This is a genomic window from Blautia sp. KLE_1732_HM_1032 (assembly GCF_025147905.1).
GTDB classification, from domain to species: Bacteria; Bacillota; Clostridia; order Lachnospirales; family Lachnospiraceae; genus Blautia_A; species Blautia_A fusiformis.
Map to the genome: position 1 here is coordinate 1,235,381 of NZ_CP102266.1, position 15,691 is coordinate 1,251,071.

A 15,691-nucleotide genomic window follows, 5' to 3' on the forward strand; every position below is an offset into this window, starting at 1 on the left:
CCTGCACATAACTTTGTTACTGTAACTGTATTATAAAAGGTGACGCAAGGTCACCTTCAAGAGCTTTTTTCATATTTTTTATTTTTGGCTATTTTTCACAAAGAAATACGCCGGCATCCTTGGTAATGCGGAATCCTTTGGCAGTTTTTCTGGCGGTGTAGGCCCGGAATTCCTTGTAACGGTCCAGGATATACTGATTCTGGTTGCCGTGGCAGGAGAGAACGTAGGAGATCAGCGGCTCCGCATCCTGGACCAGAAGGCAGTCCTCATAAGAAAGCCACTGAGCCTTTGGGAAAAAAGGCGCCAGGATACTCTGGCCGTTTTCACGTCCGAACCGTTCATAAAGCCGGTCTGCGGAAAGCACGATCCGTTCATCAAAATCCTGCACCAGCTGGCTGACCTCCTGCATATGTGCCTTTCCGTAAGCACTGCAGAGAAATCTTCCGCCGGGAGCGAGGACACGGCGGACTTCCTTCAGGACGGAGGGAATATCATCGCAGTAAAAAAGCACGTGATTGGCGATCACCAGATCAAAGCTTTCGTCCTTGCAGGGGATTTTTCGGCAGTCAAAGGCCCGGAATGCAAACCTGGTATCCGAGGAACCGATGGCTCGTCTGGCATCGCGGAGCATACCGCTGGAAATATCGGAAAGTGTGATGGAGATATCCTCCGGCAGAAGGGAAAGGTTGTCGGTCCATAACGTTCCGTCCCCGCAGCCCAGCTCCAGAATACGAAGACCGGGTGAGATCCGGCATTGCTCAAAGATCCAGGGAAACCATCCCTGTTTGTTCTGGGAGTACAGGCTGTGGAGGTTGATCCTGGAGGAAATGTTGGTGGCATTCTGATACTGATTCTTGAGGCTTTTTTCCATGCCGGTCAGGTGGATCAGGTTCAGCATCTGGCTCCAGTCAATGGTGTGCTGTTCCTTTATCATCTGTGCGGTATCCTGGATCGCTTTTTCCACCAGCTGCATCTGTTCGATCCGGTCACGGACCAGACGAAGCTGGATATTCAGAGAATTCAGCATGAAATGATAATCGGAATCACCGATGGTCATTTCACGGATGTCATCCAGGGAAAAGCCCAGGTATTTCAGAAGGAGGATCTGCTGAAGCCTTGCAAAATCCTCATCTGTATAAAAACGTGCGCCGGATTCGGTGACGAGAGAGGGTTTCAGGATATCCTGTTTATCATAATAGCGGACAGTACGCAGAGTTACGTGTGCCATGCGTGCAAATTCGCCGGAAGAATAGTAGCCGTCTTTTTTCATAAAAAATAGAATCCTTTCTGAGGAAATAACAAACATCCTGTCATAGAAGTCATAAAAGAATTATAATTCAGATCCGGAAGCCGTACAAGAGTAAAACGTATAAGAGCAAACCGTACAGGAGAAAAACAGCATTGACAAAATTCTGCTGGTTTGTTAGTATATCGTTTCGAAAAAAAGGAACCCCGGAATCATATTTCCGGGATAAGCGTTCGATATAAAAAGGAGTAATTTTTATGCGAAACCGTACTCTGGATATGGTAAAGGCGATCTGTGCTTATGCAGTTGTGCTTCTTCACGTCCATTTTCCGGGAAATGCCGGAATCATAGCCAATGTACTTGCTAGATTTGCAGTACCTGTGTTTTTTATGGTATCCGGATATTTTTGTTTCCGTGGCGATGATACGGAATTTATAAGAACCGGAAAAAAGATCCGGCATGTTCTGAAGCTGATGCTTGTGGCATTTCCGGTCTGCTGTCTGTGGGAGCTGATCCAGAATTACATCGACGGAGCAAGCCAGAAGGAATGGCTGGAAGCCCTGGTTTCGGGGGAACATATCCGCCAGTTTCTTCTATATAATAACAGCTCTCAGGTGAAATGGCATCTGTGGTTTCTCCCGGCACTGCTCTATTGTTATCTTCTTTTTGCCTTGGCAGCAAGATTCCGGATTTGTAAGCAGGCATATGTTCTGATACCGGTGCTTCTTCTGATCCATTTCGGAATGGAGGAATTTTCGACCTTCCTGTTCCCGGAAAAGCATTTCCGTGTTATGCAATTTCGAAACTATCTGTTTACCGGATTTCCGTTTTTTATGTTGGGACATCTGATACACAGACATCAGGAAAAGCTGGAAGCCTGGTTTGCCGGAAAAAAAGTGCTTCTTTTGTATGGCATGGTAGCTGGCGGCGGGATTGCAAGTCTGCTGGAATACCGGTATTTTGGCAAACTGGAATTGTTTCTGGGGTCAGTATTTATGGCTGTTGGCCTTTTTCTCATTGCGATCATGGGAAAGAATCGGAAAGTGCCCGAGCTTCCGGTAGCCATCGGTCAGAAATATGCATTTTTTATTTATCTGTTCCATCTCTGTGTGGCGGATATCCTGAAGGATGTGGCTGTGGCAGCTGGAATTGAGAAAAATCTTTTATATCTGTGGATGAGACCGGTGATGGTCTGTGTTCTTGTGACTGCTGTGGCGGTAATGTATGGATATGGAATGAGGATCTGTCGGAAATAGAAGAGTTTATGGTATTTTCATATTTATGCGCTGTGATTTTGTACCAAAATATGCTAAAATATCCTTTATTGATAAGTCACAGCACCCACCCGGAGGATGCGGGGAAAGCGACTGGAATATCCCGCTTCAGGGTAAAAAATACTGAGACATGAAAGACAAAGGAGAGTTTTATGGATTTACAAAACAGAGCGGAGGCCGGCAGTGACGGACACGATGAGAGTGTACTGAATCCGGAGATGCCCAACGAAACTGATCTGACGAAGAAGGAACGCCGCCGGATCGAAAAAGAGAAACTGAAGGGAATGGGAACAGGGAAGAAGATTCAGTATATCTGGATGTATTATAAGATACATATGCTGTGCGTGCTTCTTGCCATTGGCGGAGTCTGTCTGGGAGTGAATATTTATCGTCACGCACAGATGAAGACGGTGCTTTCCATTGCGGTGGTGAATGCAGGGAATTATGACTCTGAGAAGGTGGAAGAGGATGTTTTGAAGACACTGGGAACAGAGGATAAATATGCAGAAGTCAGTGTGGCGCAGAATCTGATGACGGACGAGACAGGAGAGGATTTTGATTACTATGCCAGGATCGCATATGTGACGGAAATCCAGAGTGCTACCGTTGATGTCCTGATCATGCCGAAGGAACTCTATGAACATGAGAAAGATAGCGGAATGTATGCAAATCTCAGGGAAACGTTTGGAGATGAGGTGTTTGAGTCTCTGGGCGCTGTGGATGATCAGCATCTGGAGCTTGACGGCAGCAGTAGTGTTGCAGAGGAATTTGGCCTGAGATATGATCCGGTGTGTATCTGCCTTCCGGGTAACGTGAAGAATAAGGATAATGCGTTGAAATGGATTCAGTCTGTTCTGAAATGATGGATCCATATGCTTAGCTGAGTACAGAGATAAATAAGGCCTCCGGTTCGTAACACAGGAACCGGAGGCCTTATTATATATGAATATTACAGTGTATCGTTACGTTTGATGTAGCCAGGCTCATCCGCAGGACGGATGATCTCCTTGGCATGCGTGATCTTGGCATGCTTGTCTACCACCAGATTTTCGATATGGACATTCTCACCGATGGTGCAGTCTGCAAGAACTACACAGTTCTTGATAACAGCGCCCTTTTTGATGGTACAGCCACGTCCGACAATGGAATTTTCTACAGTTCCCTCGATCATGGAGCCGTTGGAGATAACGGAGTTGGAAACATTGGCTGTGTCAAAATAATGGGTCGGACAGGAGTTGTTGGTGCGTGTATAGATCGGCCAGTTATCATGGAAAAGATCGGTTGCAGTTTTGTAGTCGATCAGATCCATATTTGCATCGTGATAGCTCTTGAAATCAGTGATCGATGCAAAATATCCGCGATGAGATATACCACGCACATCCAGCTCACCGTCTCTGCAGCCGGCATTGATCACGTCTGCAAGGGTATAAAGAGAGGAGATCTCTTTTGCCTTATGGATGAGGCTGATGAAAAGCTCCTTGCTCATTACGTAGGTATCCATGAAAATGTTGCGGTTCTTTGCATTGCCGTGGTTGTGCTCAATGGAGAGAACACCCTTCTGACGGTTCAGGTTCAGGATGTGGCAGTTCAGATAGTTCTCCTTGGCATTATCAACGGAATGATAAAGCATGGTCACATCTGCACCGGATTCGATATGGGCATCGATCAGCTTGGAATAGTCGGTGGTGTAGATCATGTAATTCGGAGCGATAACAACATACGGATAATGAACTGCTTCGATGCACTCCAGATTGGAGTAGTAGTTGTCGATATCGGTGTTATAGATATCGTTGACTCCGGAATGCTCTGAAAAGAGGAGTTGGAGATTACCGCTCTTGGAGTTGATGTTGTAGTGACGTCCGGTTCCGAGATGTTCTACAAGAGAACGGGGTTTGTTCTTTACATAGACCTGAATGTACTCAATTCCGCTGTTGGTCATATTTGAGATCGGGAAGTCGATGACACGATATCTTCCGAGAAATGAAAAGGCGCCGATCGCACGGTAGTCCTGAAGCCCCTCCACATGGATATTTCTTTCTGAGGAATTCACGATTCCAAATGCTTTAAACATATTACTCAGCCCCCTTTACACGTTTTGATACAAGTTCGATGTGCTCACTGTCCTTGGAACCGACACGAGCATTGGCACCGATCACGACTCCGTCTGCAACGAGAGCACGCTGGACAACGGCACCTGCTTCAACAACAACACCCGGCATCAGGACACTGTCGATGATCTTGGCACCAGGACCGACCTTGACGCCTGTGAAAAGTACGGAGTTGGTGATCTCACCTTCTACAACACAGCCCTGAGTAATGAAAGCAGTGTTGATCACAGCTGTATCACAGATATACTGTGGAAGAGAGGTAGCATCCTCAGTGTAGATTTTCCAGGTAGGATCGTTAAGATCCAGTTCACTGTTTGGACTGAGAAGATCCATGTTTGCTTCCCAGAGAGAATCGATGGTTCCTACATCCTTCCAGTAGCCTTTGAACTTGTAGGCGTAGAGTGCTTTGTCCTGTGCAAGGAGTGTAGGTATGATGTCTTTACCGAAATCGTGATTGGAATCCGGATTTTTGATATCTGCCAGCAGGAGCTTGCGCAGAAGCTTCCAGTTGAATATGTAGATACCCATGGAGGCAAGATTGCTCTTCGGGTGTTCCGGTTTCTCCTCAAATTCCACGATGCGATCATCTTCACCGGTGTTCATGATACCGAAACGGCTGGCTTCCTTCATGGGAACCTCGATAACTGCAATAGTCGCATCTGCCTTATGCTGGATATGGTCATCAAGCATCTTTGCATAATTCATCTTATAGATGTGGTCACCGGAAAGGATCAGAAGGTATTCCGGGTTCTGTGAGTCGATGAAATCAATATTCTGAGAGATCGCATCAGCTGTTCCACGGTATACATCCAGACCGGCATCCGCTTTCTCACGTGGAGGAAGTACATAAACTCCGCTGTCCTTGGCATCAAGGCCCCAGCGGCCACCGGCTGCTACATAGCTGTTCAGTAAAACTGATTCATACTGTGTCAGTACACCTACGACATCAATGCCACTGTTGGCACAGTTACTGAGCGGAAAATCCACGATACGGTATTTACCGCCATAACCAACGGCTGGCTTGGCAACTTTATTCGTCAACTCGTGAAGACGACTTCCTCTTCCACCGGCCAGGATCATTGCTAACATACTGTTTTGTTTCATGGCGAATCCTCACTTTCATTTCTTGTTTACTGCCAGGTGTCTTTAACCATAAAAACAATAAACTTTGTTAATATTATACACCTTTCGAAAAAGGAAATCCAGTTTTTTGTGCAAAAAAACGTTATTTTTATATTGAGAAATTAGACGAATTTGGGAAAATTGATGGATGATCTGTCGAAAAAAAGAAACGTTTAAGAAGGTTCCGGGATGCTGAAAAAACAGTAACACTGAAAATAGCCGGATTTCGGATACATCGGCGAAGATTCTTGCGGAAAATGTGAAAGCAGTGTATTCTGTAAAAAAAGTCCGGAATACAGCGGAGAAAGGATATCGATATCAGACAGGGAGAAGACAGGATGAAAGAAGAAAGAATTTCCAACTATGTAAAACTATGTGAAGAGTGGGCACAACGCTTTTTGAAGATGGATCAGGCAGATCTGCATAAACGGGTGCCGGAACTGAAGGAAGAAAACGGGTTTCTCACGATCATTCATTTCGGAAGAAGATATGGGGTGAGTTTGGAAGACGGCAGTATCCGGAGCCTGGATGGACAGAGAGAACCGGATACTACGGAGATGCTGAATATTTATACGCTTCTGGGGTATGCGAAAGAGGGGGCTTTTATTATGGATAAGTGGGTCCCTTTTGCAGATCTCAGGAATGCAAGACCATTTGCGCCGGCGTATCAGATCGGAGAGACGGATGTGTTCAGTGCTACATTTTCCGGCCATGAAAAGGAATTGAGGGAGGCGTTTCAGAAGCTTGACGGCAGGGAACTGCCCCAGGGTGATGTGGGATATGAGATTAGGGCCTTTGACTGTATGCCTATGAGATTCTTTTTCTGGGAACGGGACGAGGAGTTTGAAGCACAGGGAAATATCCTGTTTGATTACAGTGCCACAGATTTCAATCATGTGGAGAGTGCGGTATCCATAGCAGATTCCGGGATCAAAAGGCTTGCGGAGCTTGCCGGGGTTCCGCTCAGGGGGAAATCTTTTCAGATGCGCTGATAACCGAAATATAATAAAACCAATATGAAAAATAAATAATACGAAAGATAATTGCAGTTATCAGAAAAATCGTATATAATGAAGGCATATTTAAGGATTTTGAGACAGTAACTGTCACGAAGGATCTATGAGAAATTTACGAATCCGGAGGTGATGCTCGTGGGGAAAAATGCATCGGGAATGTATGCCATAGATGAGGATTATAAGATTATCAGCTATAACCTGGCAGCACGTGAGATCTATCCGCAGCTGAAGAGTGGCGAGAAATGCTATCACTGTCTGAGAAACAGAGAAACTCCCTGTGAGATCTGTCCGGTCATTAACGGGATCAAAGGTCCGAAGAACTATCTGGAACCGGGACGGAATATCCTGCGTTCGGTTGATGCTGTGGAGATTCCACTGAAATCCGGCGGGACAGGACATGCCCTTGTTTTTTCGGATACAGAGACGAATGATGAGATCAGCAGCGGAATGATGGAGAATCCGCTTCTTATGGGGATCATTAATGTTCTCGGAAAAAATTTTATCAATATCTACTCTGTTGACAGAGAGACTCATAAGGTTCAGGTATGCCGCTTCCAGGGGCAGAGTGGCGCTTATGTGGAGGAGGGACTTCGCAGGGATGAATCCTATGAGAAGATCATGGATATTTATATTGAGAGCAGTGTTGCGGCAGAGGACAGGATCCGGATGCATCAGATGATGGATTTTGAGAAGATATGCCAACGTCTTACAAGGATTCCCCAGTTGATGGTACATTATCGTGTACGCCGAAGCAACGGGAGGATTGAATATTTCTATGTGAAATGTGCCAGGGTAGGAACGGCTGAGGATTTTCAGGCTGTGGTGTTTGCTTTTGCCAATGAGGATATGGATGTACGGTACAGTGAGATGGAGGCCATACTGGAACCAGGAGGAACAGCATCCGGAAGAAAACTTCTTATTGTAGTGAATGACGAGACGGATCGGAAAGCGCTTACAGAACATCTGGAGGGCAGTTTTGAGGTTATCACTGCGATGAATGAAGCAGAGGGGATGAAGCGTCTGTCTGAGAATTACAAAACCCTTTCTGCAATTCTTCTTGATATGAGTGTGCCGGTATGCGATGAATTTCAGTTTCTGGAGCTGATCCGTGATGATGTGATGCTGACCTCTGTGCCTGTGATCATCATAACCGGAAGTAACCGGTTGGAGGATGAGGTGCGATGTCTGGAACTGGGAGCAGTGGATTTTGTACGGAAACCGTATAATGTCCGTATATTAAAAAGTAAGATCAACAATGTGATCAAGCTGAGAGAGTCCGTGATGGTACTCTCAGCTCTGGAATATGATGATCTTACAGGGCTTTATATCAGACAGGCCTTTTTCCATCATGCAAAGACGCTGATGCGCTTTAATACGAATCAGGATTTTCATGTGGTGGTGGCAGATATAAAGAACTTTAAATGGATCAACGGAACCTATGGAGAGAAGACCGGTGATCAGGTTCTTACCTATCTGGGAGATACGTATAGAAATCAGGTTCGCTACGGGACGGTGGGCAGATATGGAGGAGACCAGTTTGTAGCCATCATATATGGAAAGAAAGAGATCCGTAGGGCAGATATGGAGAAATTTATCCACAGGGTCGAGAGTGGAGCACCGATTCCTAATCTGGTGGTCAACTACGGGGTCTATGAGAATGTGGATAAGACACTGCCTTTTACCCTGATCTGTGACAGGGCTTTTCTGGCCATGAAGAGTATCCGGGATGACTATGAGCACCAGATCGCTTTTTATGATGATGAGATGAGACGGAGACATATCCGTAACGGACAGATGGAGAATGCTTTCGTGGAGGCTATACGCAATGAAGAATTCGTAGTCTACCTGCAGCCGAAATACAGTGTGGAGACAGAAGAGATCGTTGGGGCGGAGGCACTGGTGCGCTGGAAGAGAGCGGAAGGAACTATGGTTTCGCCGGGAGAATTTATCCCTCTTTTTGAGAAGGATGGTCTGATCGTACGCCTTGATGAATATGTTTTCCGAAAGGTATGCAGCATCCAGGGGGAACGTATAAGATCAGGGAAAAAGATACTTCCGATTTCGGTGAATCTGTCGCGTGCCAGTATCCATTACGATAATATGATCTGTCGTTATGTGAAGATCGTGGAAGAAAATGGCATTCCGTTTTCTTCTGTTCCCATTGAATTGACAGAAACTGCTGCGTTGTATAATGATCGGATCAGTAAGCTCATAGAGAAGATGGTGGATGCAGGATTCGAGCTGCATATGGATGATTTTGGCTCCGGCTATTCATCTATGACAAGCCTGAACCAGCTGCCATTCGATACTCTGAAGCTGGATAAAAGTCTGATCGATTACATAGATAATTTTCGTGGGCAGCAGGTGATCCGTCATACCATTTCGCTGGCACACAGCCTTGGAATGAAGGTTCTTGCCGAGGGCGTGGAGAAAGCAAAACAGGTGGAGATCCTGCGAAGCCTGAGCTGCGATGAGATCCAGGGCTTTTATTATGCACGGCCTTTGCCGTGGGAAAACTTTGAAACAAAGGTTATAAGAGCAAAAGAGGCGTGTAAAAAATGAGAGATCATTTTTACACGCCCTTTTTACAGCTAATGCTTCCGGACCTGTTTTTCAATAAGATAAAGTGCAAAATACAGCAGCATGGCAATGATGCAGAGGATAACAATGGACATCAGGACCCATGTAAGTCTGAATGTCTGGCTTCCGTAAATGATCAGGTATCCCAGGCCTTTTCGGGCACCGATAAATTCTCCGATGATCACGCCTACCAAGCAAAGCCCGATGTTGACCTTCATCACACTCAGGATAAGAGGAACGGAGGAGGGTAGGACGATCTTCAGAAGCTTTTCCTTTTTGTGTCCCCCCAGAGTTTCGATCAGCTTCAGCTTTTCCGGATCTGCTTGGCAGAAGCCGGAGTACAGATTGATAATGGAACCGAAGATGGCTACAGACATGCCGGCGACCACAATGGTACGTTCGTTGGCACCAAGCCATACGATCAGAAGAGGGGCCAGAGCAGATTTCGGGAGACTGTTCAGTACCACCAGACATGGCTCCAGGATCCGTGCAATCCGTCGGGAGCACCAGAGAAGTACTGCGGTTCCTACACCCAGGATCACAACAAAAAAGAAACTGACAAGAGTTTCTGCCAGTGTCACGGCAATATGTGCAAACAGGGACTGATCCCTGCACATGGAAAGAAAGGTCTCTGCGATCAGGGAAGGACTGCTGAAGATAAAGGAATCGATCCATCCAAGACCAGAGGATATTTCCCAAAGTCCCATAAACAGAACAAAAAGAAGTGTCCGTGCAGCCAGGATAATGTGTTTTTCTTTTTTCTGCCGTGCAAGATATTGTTTCTGCTGTCTGGAAATTTCAGGCATTTTCATTGAGCTCCTTCCATATGATGTTAAAATATTTCTTAAAATCCGGAGCATTTCTGGAGGAGAGGGGAGTGCGGTCGCTGATATCCAGATCGATATCAATGATCTTTCGTACAGTGGCAGGACGTGCAGAAAGGATCAGTACCCGGTCGGCCATACTGATGGCTTCGGAGATGTCATGAGTGACCAGGATCGCAGGCTTGCCGGAGCTTTTGAGGATTTTTCCGATATCATCACTGACATTTAAGCGTGTCTGGTAATCCAGAGCGGAAAATGGTTCGTCCAGAAGAAGGAGCTCCGGTTCCAGCACCAGGGTCCGGATCAGAGCGGCACGTTGGCGCATTCCGCCGGAAAGCTGGGAAGGGCGGGCATCACGGAAACGGTCCAGACCGTAGGTCTGAAGAAGGGCTTCTGCATGTGCCAGCTTTTCAGGTGTGAGCTCTTTCCGGATCTCCAGGCCGAGAAGGATGTTTTTGTAGATGCTCCGCCATTCCAGAAGATGATCCTTCTGGAGCATATATCCTACAGCGGCACTGCCGGAGGATACCGGACGGTTTCCCAGAGTAATGGAACCGTGCTCTGGAGTGAGCAGGCCGGCAATGAGATTCAGAAGAGTGGATTTTCCGCATCCGGAAGGCCCTACAATGGACAGGAATTCACCGGGCATCAGGTCAAAGGATATATGAGAAAGGGCGGGTGTCTCACCGGATAATGTGTGATAGGAGAGACACACGTCCCGCACTTTCAGGACAGGATTCATGGATGTTGCCTCCTTTTCGTAGATAATGGTATAATATTATCATATGTCTGAAACAGGAGAAGGCCAATGGCAGAGATGCATACTTTGATGTCTGCCTGAAAACAGTCATAGAGAAAGGAATTACAAACATTGAACAAGAGAAACTACCAGAAAGAACTGGATAAACTGATTGAAAGAAACCAGAAAGAAGGGAAAACCCCCAGACTTTTTCTGCATGCCTGCTGTGCGCCATGCAGCAGCTATGTGATGGAATATCTGTCGCAGTATTTTGAGATCACGATATTTTTTTATAATCCTAATATCGCACCGGTGGAGGAATATTCACACCGCGTGGCTGAGATCCGCCGCCTGATCGAGGAGATGGAGTTTGTACATCCGGTAACGCTGGTGGAGGGACGGTATGACCCGGAGGAGTTTTACGAGATGGCCAAAGGTCTGGAGAACGTTCCGGAAGGAGGAGAACGGTGCTTTCGGTGTTACCGCCTGCGGATGGAAGAGGCGGCAAAGCTGGCGAAGGAGGGAGGATATGATTATTTCACCACAACCTTAAGTATCAGTCCTCTGAAGAATGCACAGAAGATTAATGAGATTGGTGAGGAGCTGGCAGAAATCTATAAAGTGCCACATCTGACTTCGGATTTTAAGAAAAAGAATGGCTACAAGCGTTCTATTGAGCTGTCTCATGAGCATGCTCTGTACCGGCAGAATTATTGCGGCTGTGTATTTTCAAAGAAAGAAGCCATGGACAGAGAACGGCTGGTTACTGAGAACCGAGTGAACAGTAACAACGGCTGAAGACAGCAAACGTATAATTATGAAAAACTTTGCATTTTTATAAAAATATGTTACACTAACACAGAAAAGTGCAGACGTCCGGGAGACGGAGCTCGTGTATGTCCGGAGAAGACAGTTCTGCCGCAAAAAAGAAAAGTGAGGAAGAATCAATATGGCACAGTTATGGGGAGGCCGTTTTACAAAAGAAACGGACAAGCTGGTTTACAATTTTAACGCATCCATTTCCTTTGATCAAAAATTTTACAGACAGGATATCCGTGGAAGCAAGGCACATGTTGCCATGCTTGCAAAACAGGGGATCCTGACAGAGGAAGAAAAGGAGCAGATCACAGAAGGACTGGACGGTATCCTTGCAGACGTGGAAGCAGGCAAGCTGGAGATCACAGCGGAGTATGAGGATATCCACAGCTTCGTGGAGGCAAACCTGATCGACCGTATCGGAGATGCCGGAAAGAAGCTTCACACAGGAAGAAGCCGTAATGACCAGGTAGCTCTGGATATGAAGCTTTATGTCCGCGACGAGATCGATGAGACAGATAAGGAGCTGAAGGACCTTCTTCTTGCCCTGCAGAAGATCATGGAAGAGAATGTTCACACCTATATGCCGGGATTTACCCACCTTCAGAAGGCACAGCCGGTAACTCTGGCACACCATGTAGGCGCATATTTTGAGATGTTCCGCAGAGACCGTGACAGACTTTTTGATATCCGTAAGAGAATGAATACCTGTCCGCTTGGAGCGGGAGCACTGGCAGGAACCACTTATCCGCTGGATCGTGCCTATACTGCAGAGCTTCTCGGCTTTGATGCACCAACCAGAAACAGTATGGATTCCGTATCTGACAGAGATTATGTCATCGAGCTTCTCAGTGCATTTTCTACGATCATGATGCATCTGAGCCGTTTTTCAGAGGAGATCATTCTGTGGAATTCCAATGAGTACCGTTTCGTTGAGATCGATGACGCATACAGCACAGGCAGCAGTATCATGCCGCAGAAGAAGAATCCGGATATCGCAGAGCTTGTCCGTGGAAAAACAGGCCGTGTTTACGGAGCGCTGACATCTATTCTCACAACCATGAAGGGAATCCCGCTTGCATACAACAAAGATATGCAGGAAGACAAGGAGCTGACCTTTGATGCCATCGACACCGTAAAAGGCTGTATCGCCCTGTTTACCGGCATGGTTTCCACTATGCAGTTCAACAAAGCCAACATGGAGGCAAGTGCAAAGAGAGGCTTTACAAACGCCACAGACGCAGCAGACTATCTGGTTAACCACGGTGTACCGTTCCGTGATGCTCACGGCATCGTCGGAAGACTGGTCCTTCTCTGTCTGGATAAGGGAATCTCTCTGGATGAGCTTCCGCTTTCCGAGTACAAAGAGATCAGTCCTGTGTTTGAGGAGGACATCTATGAAGCCATCAGTATGAAGACCTGCGTGGAAAAACGTGTGACTCTGGGAGCGCCGGGACCGGACGTGATGGAGCAGGTGATCGCTCAGAATAAAGAATATCTTGAAAAAAATTAAGATAATGCTTGCATTTTAGGAAAAATTGGTATAGTATTTACAGAAAAGACAAATGTGTGCCATGGAGGGACACGAGATGAGGAGAGTTTTATTATGAGTGAAAAGCTTAAAGTCGGTATTTTAGGTGCAACTGGAATGGTTGGTCAGAGATTCATTTCTCTTCTGGAGAATCACCCGTGGTTTGAGGTGGTTACTGTAGCGGCAAGCCCGAGAAGCGCAGGCAAGACCTACGAGGAGGCTGTAGGCGGCAGATGGAAAATGGATACTCCGATGCCGGAGGCAGTAAAGAAGCTGGTTGTTATGGATATCCACGAGGTTGAGAAGGTTGCAGCTACTGTTGACTTTGTATTTTCCGCAGTTGATATGACTAAGGATGAGATCAAGGCGATCGAGGAAGAATATGCAAAGACAGAGACACCGGTTGTGTCCAACAACAGCGCACACCGCTGGACACCGGACGTTCCGATGGTAGTTCCGGAAATCAATCCGGAGCACTTCGAGGTTATCGAATTCCAGAAGAAACGTCTCGGAACAAAACGCGGCTTTGTAGCTGTTAAACCGAACTGCTCTATCCAGAGCTACGCTCCGGTACTTACCGCATGGAAAGAGTTCGAGCCGTATGAAGTAGTTGCCACTACATACCAGGCTATTTCCGGAGCAGGAAAAACCTTCAAGGACTGGCCGGAGATGGAGCACAACATCATTCCGTACATCGGTGGTGAGGAAGAGAAGAGTGAGAAGGAGCCATTAAGACTCTGGGGCAAGATCGAGGACGGCGTGATCGTTCCGGCTACCACACCTGTCATCACATGCCAGTGTGTACGTGTTCCGGTCCTCAACGGACATACAGCAGCTGTATTCGTTAAATTCCGCAAGAAACCTACCAAAGAGCAACTGATCCAGAAGCTGGTTGAGTTTAAGGGACTTCCGCAGGAGCTTGAGCTTCCAAGCGCTCCGAAGCAGTTCATCCAGTATCTTGAGGAGGACAACCGTCCGCAGGTACAGATGGATGTAAACTATGAGAATGGAATGGGAGTATCTGTAGGACGTCTTCGTGAGGATACTGTTTATGATTACAAGTTCATCGGACTTTCCCATAACACAGTAAGAGGTGCCGCAGGCGGAGCAGTTCTCTGTGCAGAAACTCTGAAAGCGCAAGGATATATCCAGGCTAAATAAGAACTGGATCCTTTACAGGAAATAAAGAAAATCATCAGAAACGGGATATCGGTTTTTCCGGTGTCCTGTTTTTGCGTATGTGGAAGGAACAAAGGAGATATGCGCAGAAAAGTAATTACTACAGTTGTGACATTTTCCACAACCACGGCTGCCATGAAAATGGAAAGAACGGCCAAGGAATCTGAATTTCCGGGAAGGCTGATCCCGATCCCTTCAGAGATCAGTGCCCAGTGCGGACTGGCATGGAAATGCGTGGAGCAATCAGAGGAGGAAACAGAAAATTTCCTGAAAAAAAAGGAACTGGCCTGGGATGGCATCTATCGTGTTCTGGTATAAAACGGATATTGTTTGTTGTATGTAACAAAACGGAAATTTTTGAAAATTTTCGCATTTTTATTGTTAAATAATTAGTAAAGTGTTACAATATAACAAACAGATTTCCGGAAAGCGTGTTGCTGTGAACAAAGAAGCAGCAACAAAGTGCCACGCTTGCTAAAAATATGTGGAGGTGCTATTTATGAACAGGGAGGATGTAGAGAAACTGTCAACCGCTGCGAAGGGTAAGATAAACTTACTGAACAGCAATTTCGGAAAATACTTTATGCGGGCGATCATGGCCGGATTTTTTATTGATGTGGCGATGATCTACAGTAACGTTGTTGGAAATGTATTTTCCAAAACTTTCCCGGAATGGGGGAAATTCCTTGGAGCCATCGTGTTCTCCATTGCGGTCCTGTTGATCGTAATGGTAGGAGGAGAGCTGTTTACCGGTAACAATCTGGTAATGGCTTTTGGTGCGTATGACAAGAGCGTATCATGGAAAGATGTTGGAAAGGTCTGGGGAATCAGTTACATCGGCAATTTTGTGGGATGCCTGATCCTGGCGCTGATCTTTGTAGGTGCCGGAGCGTCCGGTACAGCAGATTATTTTGCCGGATTTATAAACGGAAAACTGAGTATTCCGGCAGGACAGATGTTTTTCCGTGCGGTACTTTGTAATTTCTTCGTCTGTCTTGCTGTTCTCTGCGGCATTAAGCTGAAGAGTGAGTCAGGCAAGTTCCTGATGATCGTGATCTGTATTTCAGGTTTCGTTGTCAGCGGATTTGAGCATTGTATTGCAAATATGGGTATTTTTACAGTTGCATTCTGTATGGTGCCAGGATTGTCTGTCGGCGCTATGCTTAAAAGCATGGTAATCGTAACACTGGGAAATATAGTTGGCGGAGCTGTGCTTCTGGCATGGCCGCTTAGAAAGATGAGTGCAGATAAATAGT

Annotated in this window: 14 protein-coding genes; 9 read left to right on the top strand and 5 right to left on the bottom strand. The window is 46.3% G+C overall.

Translation table 11 applies throughout. The features are described from left to right. Positions 1-88 precede the first annotated feature (88 nt). Positions 89-1,270: a MerR family transcriptional regulator gene (locus NQ489_RS05935; RefSeq protein WP_021976536.1), complete on the bottom strand. Its 1,182-nt coding sequence runs from the start codon at positions 1,268-1,270 to the stop codon at positions 89-91. Between the two features lie 233 nt (positions 1,271-1,503). Here NQ489_RS05935 and NQ489_RS05940 point away from each other — a divergent pair, with 233 nt between their 5' ends. Together NQ489_RS05940 and NQ489_RS05945 are read left to right on the top strand one after the other, a co-directional pair. Further along, on the top strand, positions 1,504-2,502 hold the full coding sequence (locus tag NQ489_RS05940) for an acyltransferase (RefSeq protein WP_021651097.1): 999 nt from the start codon (positions 1,504-1,506) through the stop codon (positions 2,500-2,502). 170 nt (positions 2,503-2,672) lie between these two features. Beyond that, the gene (locus NQ489_RS05945; RefSeq protein WP_021651099.1) at positions 2,673-3,383 is read left to right on the top strand and encodes a hypothetical protein; all 711 of its coding nucleotides are present in this window, start codon (positions 2,673-2,675) and stop codon (positions 3,381-3,383) included. Between the two features lie 86 nt (positions 3,384-3,469). On the opposite strand, the gene glgD is transcribed toward NQ489_RS05945, so the two are convergent. Together glgD and NQ489_RS05955 are read right to left on the bottom strand one after the other, a co-directional pair. Next, complete coding sequence (gene glgD, locus NQ489_RS05950; RefSeq protein WP_015525715.1) at positions 3,470-4,591, bottom strand: glucose-1-phosphate adenylyltransferase subunit GlgD; 1,122 nt, start codon at positions 4,589-4,591, stop codon at positions 3,470-3,472. 1 nt (position 4,592) lies between these two features. Continuing rightward, a complete protein-coding gene (locus NQ489_RS05955; protein WP_021651100.1) occupies positions 4,593-5,732 on the bottom strand; it encodes a glucose-1-phosphate adenylyltransferase in 1,140 nt (379 codons plus the stop codon). Between the two features lie 356 nt (positions 5,733-6,088). Here NQ489_RS05955 and NQ489_RS05960 point away from each other — a divergent pair, with 356 nt between their 5' ends. Both NQ489_RS05960 and NQ489_RS05965 read left to right on the top strand, forming a co-directional pair. Beyond that, on the top strand, positions 6,089-6,742 hold the full coding sequence (locus NQ489_RS05960; RefSeq protein ID WP_015525717.1) for a DUF3786 domain-containing protein: 654 nt from the start codon (positions 6,089-6,091) through the stop codon (positions 6,740-6,742). Between the two features lie 159 nt (positions 6,743-6,901). Then, positions 6,902-9,328 carry a putative bifunctional diguanylate cyclase/phosphodiesterase gene (locus NQ489_RS05965; protein ID WP_227945596.1) on the top strand — a complete coding sequence of 809 codons (2,427 nt, stop codon included), beginning with the start codon at positions 6,902-6,904 and terminating at the stop codon, positions 9,326-9,328. Positions 9,329-9,357: 29 nt separating this feature from the next. On the opposite strand, the gene NQ489_RS05970 is transcribed toward NQ489_RS05965, so the two are convergent. Continuing rightward, positions 9,358-10,152, bottom strand: coding sequence for an ABC transporter permease (locus NQ489_RS05970; RefSeq protein ID WP_044961271.1), 795 nt, complete (start codon positions 10,150-10,152; stop codon positions 9,358-9,360). Further along, positions 10,145-10,912, bottom strand: coding sequence for an ABC transporter ATP-binding protein (locus NQ489_RS05975; protein WP_044961273.1), 768 nt, complete (start codon positions 10,910-10,912; stop codon positions 10,145-10,147). Before NQ489_RS05975 ends, NQ489_RS05970 begins: the two co-directional genes overlap by 8 nt. A 129-nt stretch (positions 10,913-11,041) precedes the next feature. Here NQ489_RS05975 and NQ489_RS05980 point away from each other — a divergent pair, with 129 nt between their 5' ends. The 5 genes from NQ489_RS05980 (at position 11,042) to NQ489_RS06000 (ending at position 15,690) form a co-directional block, all read left to right on the top strand. Then, a complete protein-coding gene (locus NQ489_RS05980) occupies positions 11,042-11,707 on the top strand; it encodes an epoxyqueuosine reductase QueH (RefSeq protein ID WP_021651106.1) in 666 nt (221 codons plus the stop codon). A 151-nt stretch (positions 11,708-11,858) separates the two neighbouring features. Continuing rightward, positions 11,859-13,238 (top strand): argininosuccinate lyase, encoded by a 1,380-nt coding sequence (gene argH, locus NQ489_RS05985; RefSeq protein ID WP_015525719.1) that lies wholly within the window; start codon positions 11,859-11,861, stop codon positions 13,236-13,238. A gap of 93 nt (positions 13,239-13,331) precedes the next feature. Further along, entirely contained in the window at positions 13,332-14,417 is a 1,086-nt protein-coding gene (gene asd / locus NQ489_RS05990; protein WP_021651107.1) for an aspartate-semialdehyde dehydrogenase, read from the top strand. Between the two features lie 99 nt (positions 14,418-14,516). Further along, positions 14,517-14,753, top strand: a complete 237-nt coding sequence (locus tag NQ489_RS05995) for a DUF3343 domain-containing protein (RefSeq protein ID WP_015525721.1) — start codon at positions 14,517-14,519, stop codon at positions 14,751-14,753. 181 nt (positions 14,754-14,934) lie between these two features. Then, positions 14,935-15,690, top strand: coding sequence for a formate/nitrite transporter family protein (locus NQ489_RS06000; RefSeq protein WP_015525722.1), 756 nt, complete (start codon positions 14,935-14,937; stop codon positions 15,688-15,690). Position 15,691 lies beyond the last annotated feature (1 nt).

Bases quoted from the DNA above. Each gene is read 5' to 3' on its own strand.
- NQ489_RS05935 (WP_021976536.1), bottom strand. From the start codon at position 1,270: ATGAAAAAAGACGGCTACTATTCTTCCGGCGAATTTGCACGCATGGCA.
- NQ489_RS05940 (WP_021651097.1), top strand. From the start codon at position 1,504: ATGCGAAACCGTACTCTGGATATGGTAAAGGCGATCTGTGCTTATGCA.
- NQ489_RS05945 (WP_021651099.1), top strand. From the start codon at position 2,673: ATGGATTTACAAAACAGAGCGGAGGCCGGCAGTGACGGACACGATGAG.
- glgD (WP_015525715.1), bottom strand. From the start codon at position 4,591: ATGTTTAAAGCATTTGGAATCGTGAATTCCTCAGAAAGAAATATCCAT.
- NQ489_RS05955 (WP_021651100.1), bottom strand. From the start codon at position 5,732: ATGAAACAAAACAGTATGTTAGCAATGATCCTGGCCGGTGGAAGAGGA.
- NQ489_RS05960 (WP_015525717.1), top strand. From the start codon at position 6,089: ATGAAAGAAGAAAGAATTTCCAACTATGTAAAACTATGTGAAGAGTGG.
- NQ489_RS05970 (WP_044961271.1), bottom strand. From the start codon at position 10,152: ATGCCTGAAATTTCCAGACAGCAGAAACAATATCTTGCACGGCAGAAA.
- NQ489_RS05975 (WP_044961273.1), bottom strand. From the start codon at position 10,912: ATGAATCCTGTCCTGAAAGTGCGGGACGTGTGTCTCTCCTATCACACA.
- argH (WP_015525719.1), top strand. From the start codon at position 11,859: ATGGCACAGTTATGGGGAGGCCGTTTTACAAAAGAAACGGACAAGCTG.
- asd (WP_021651107.1), top strand. From the start codon at position 13,332: ATGAGTGAAAAGCTTAAAGTCGGTATTTTAGGTGCAACTGGAATGGTT.
- NQ489_RS05995 (WP_015525721.1), top strand. From the start codon at position 14,517: ATGCGCAGAAAAGTAATTACTACAGTTGTGACATTTTCCACAACCACG.
- NQ489_RS06000 (WP_015525722.1), top strand. From the start codon at position 14,935: ATGAACAGGGAGGATGTAGAGAAACTGTCAACCGCTGCGAAGGGTAAG.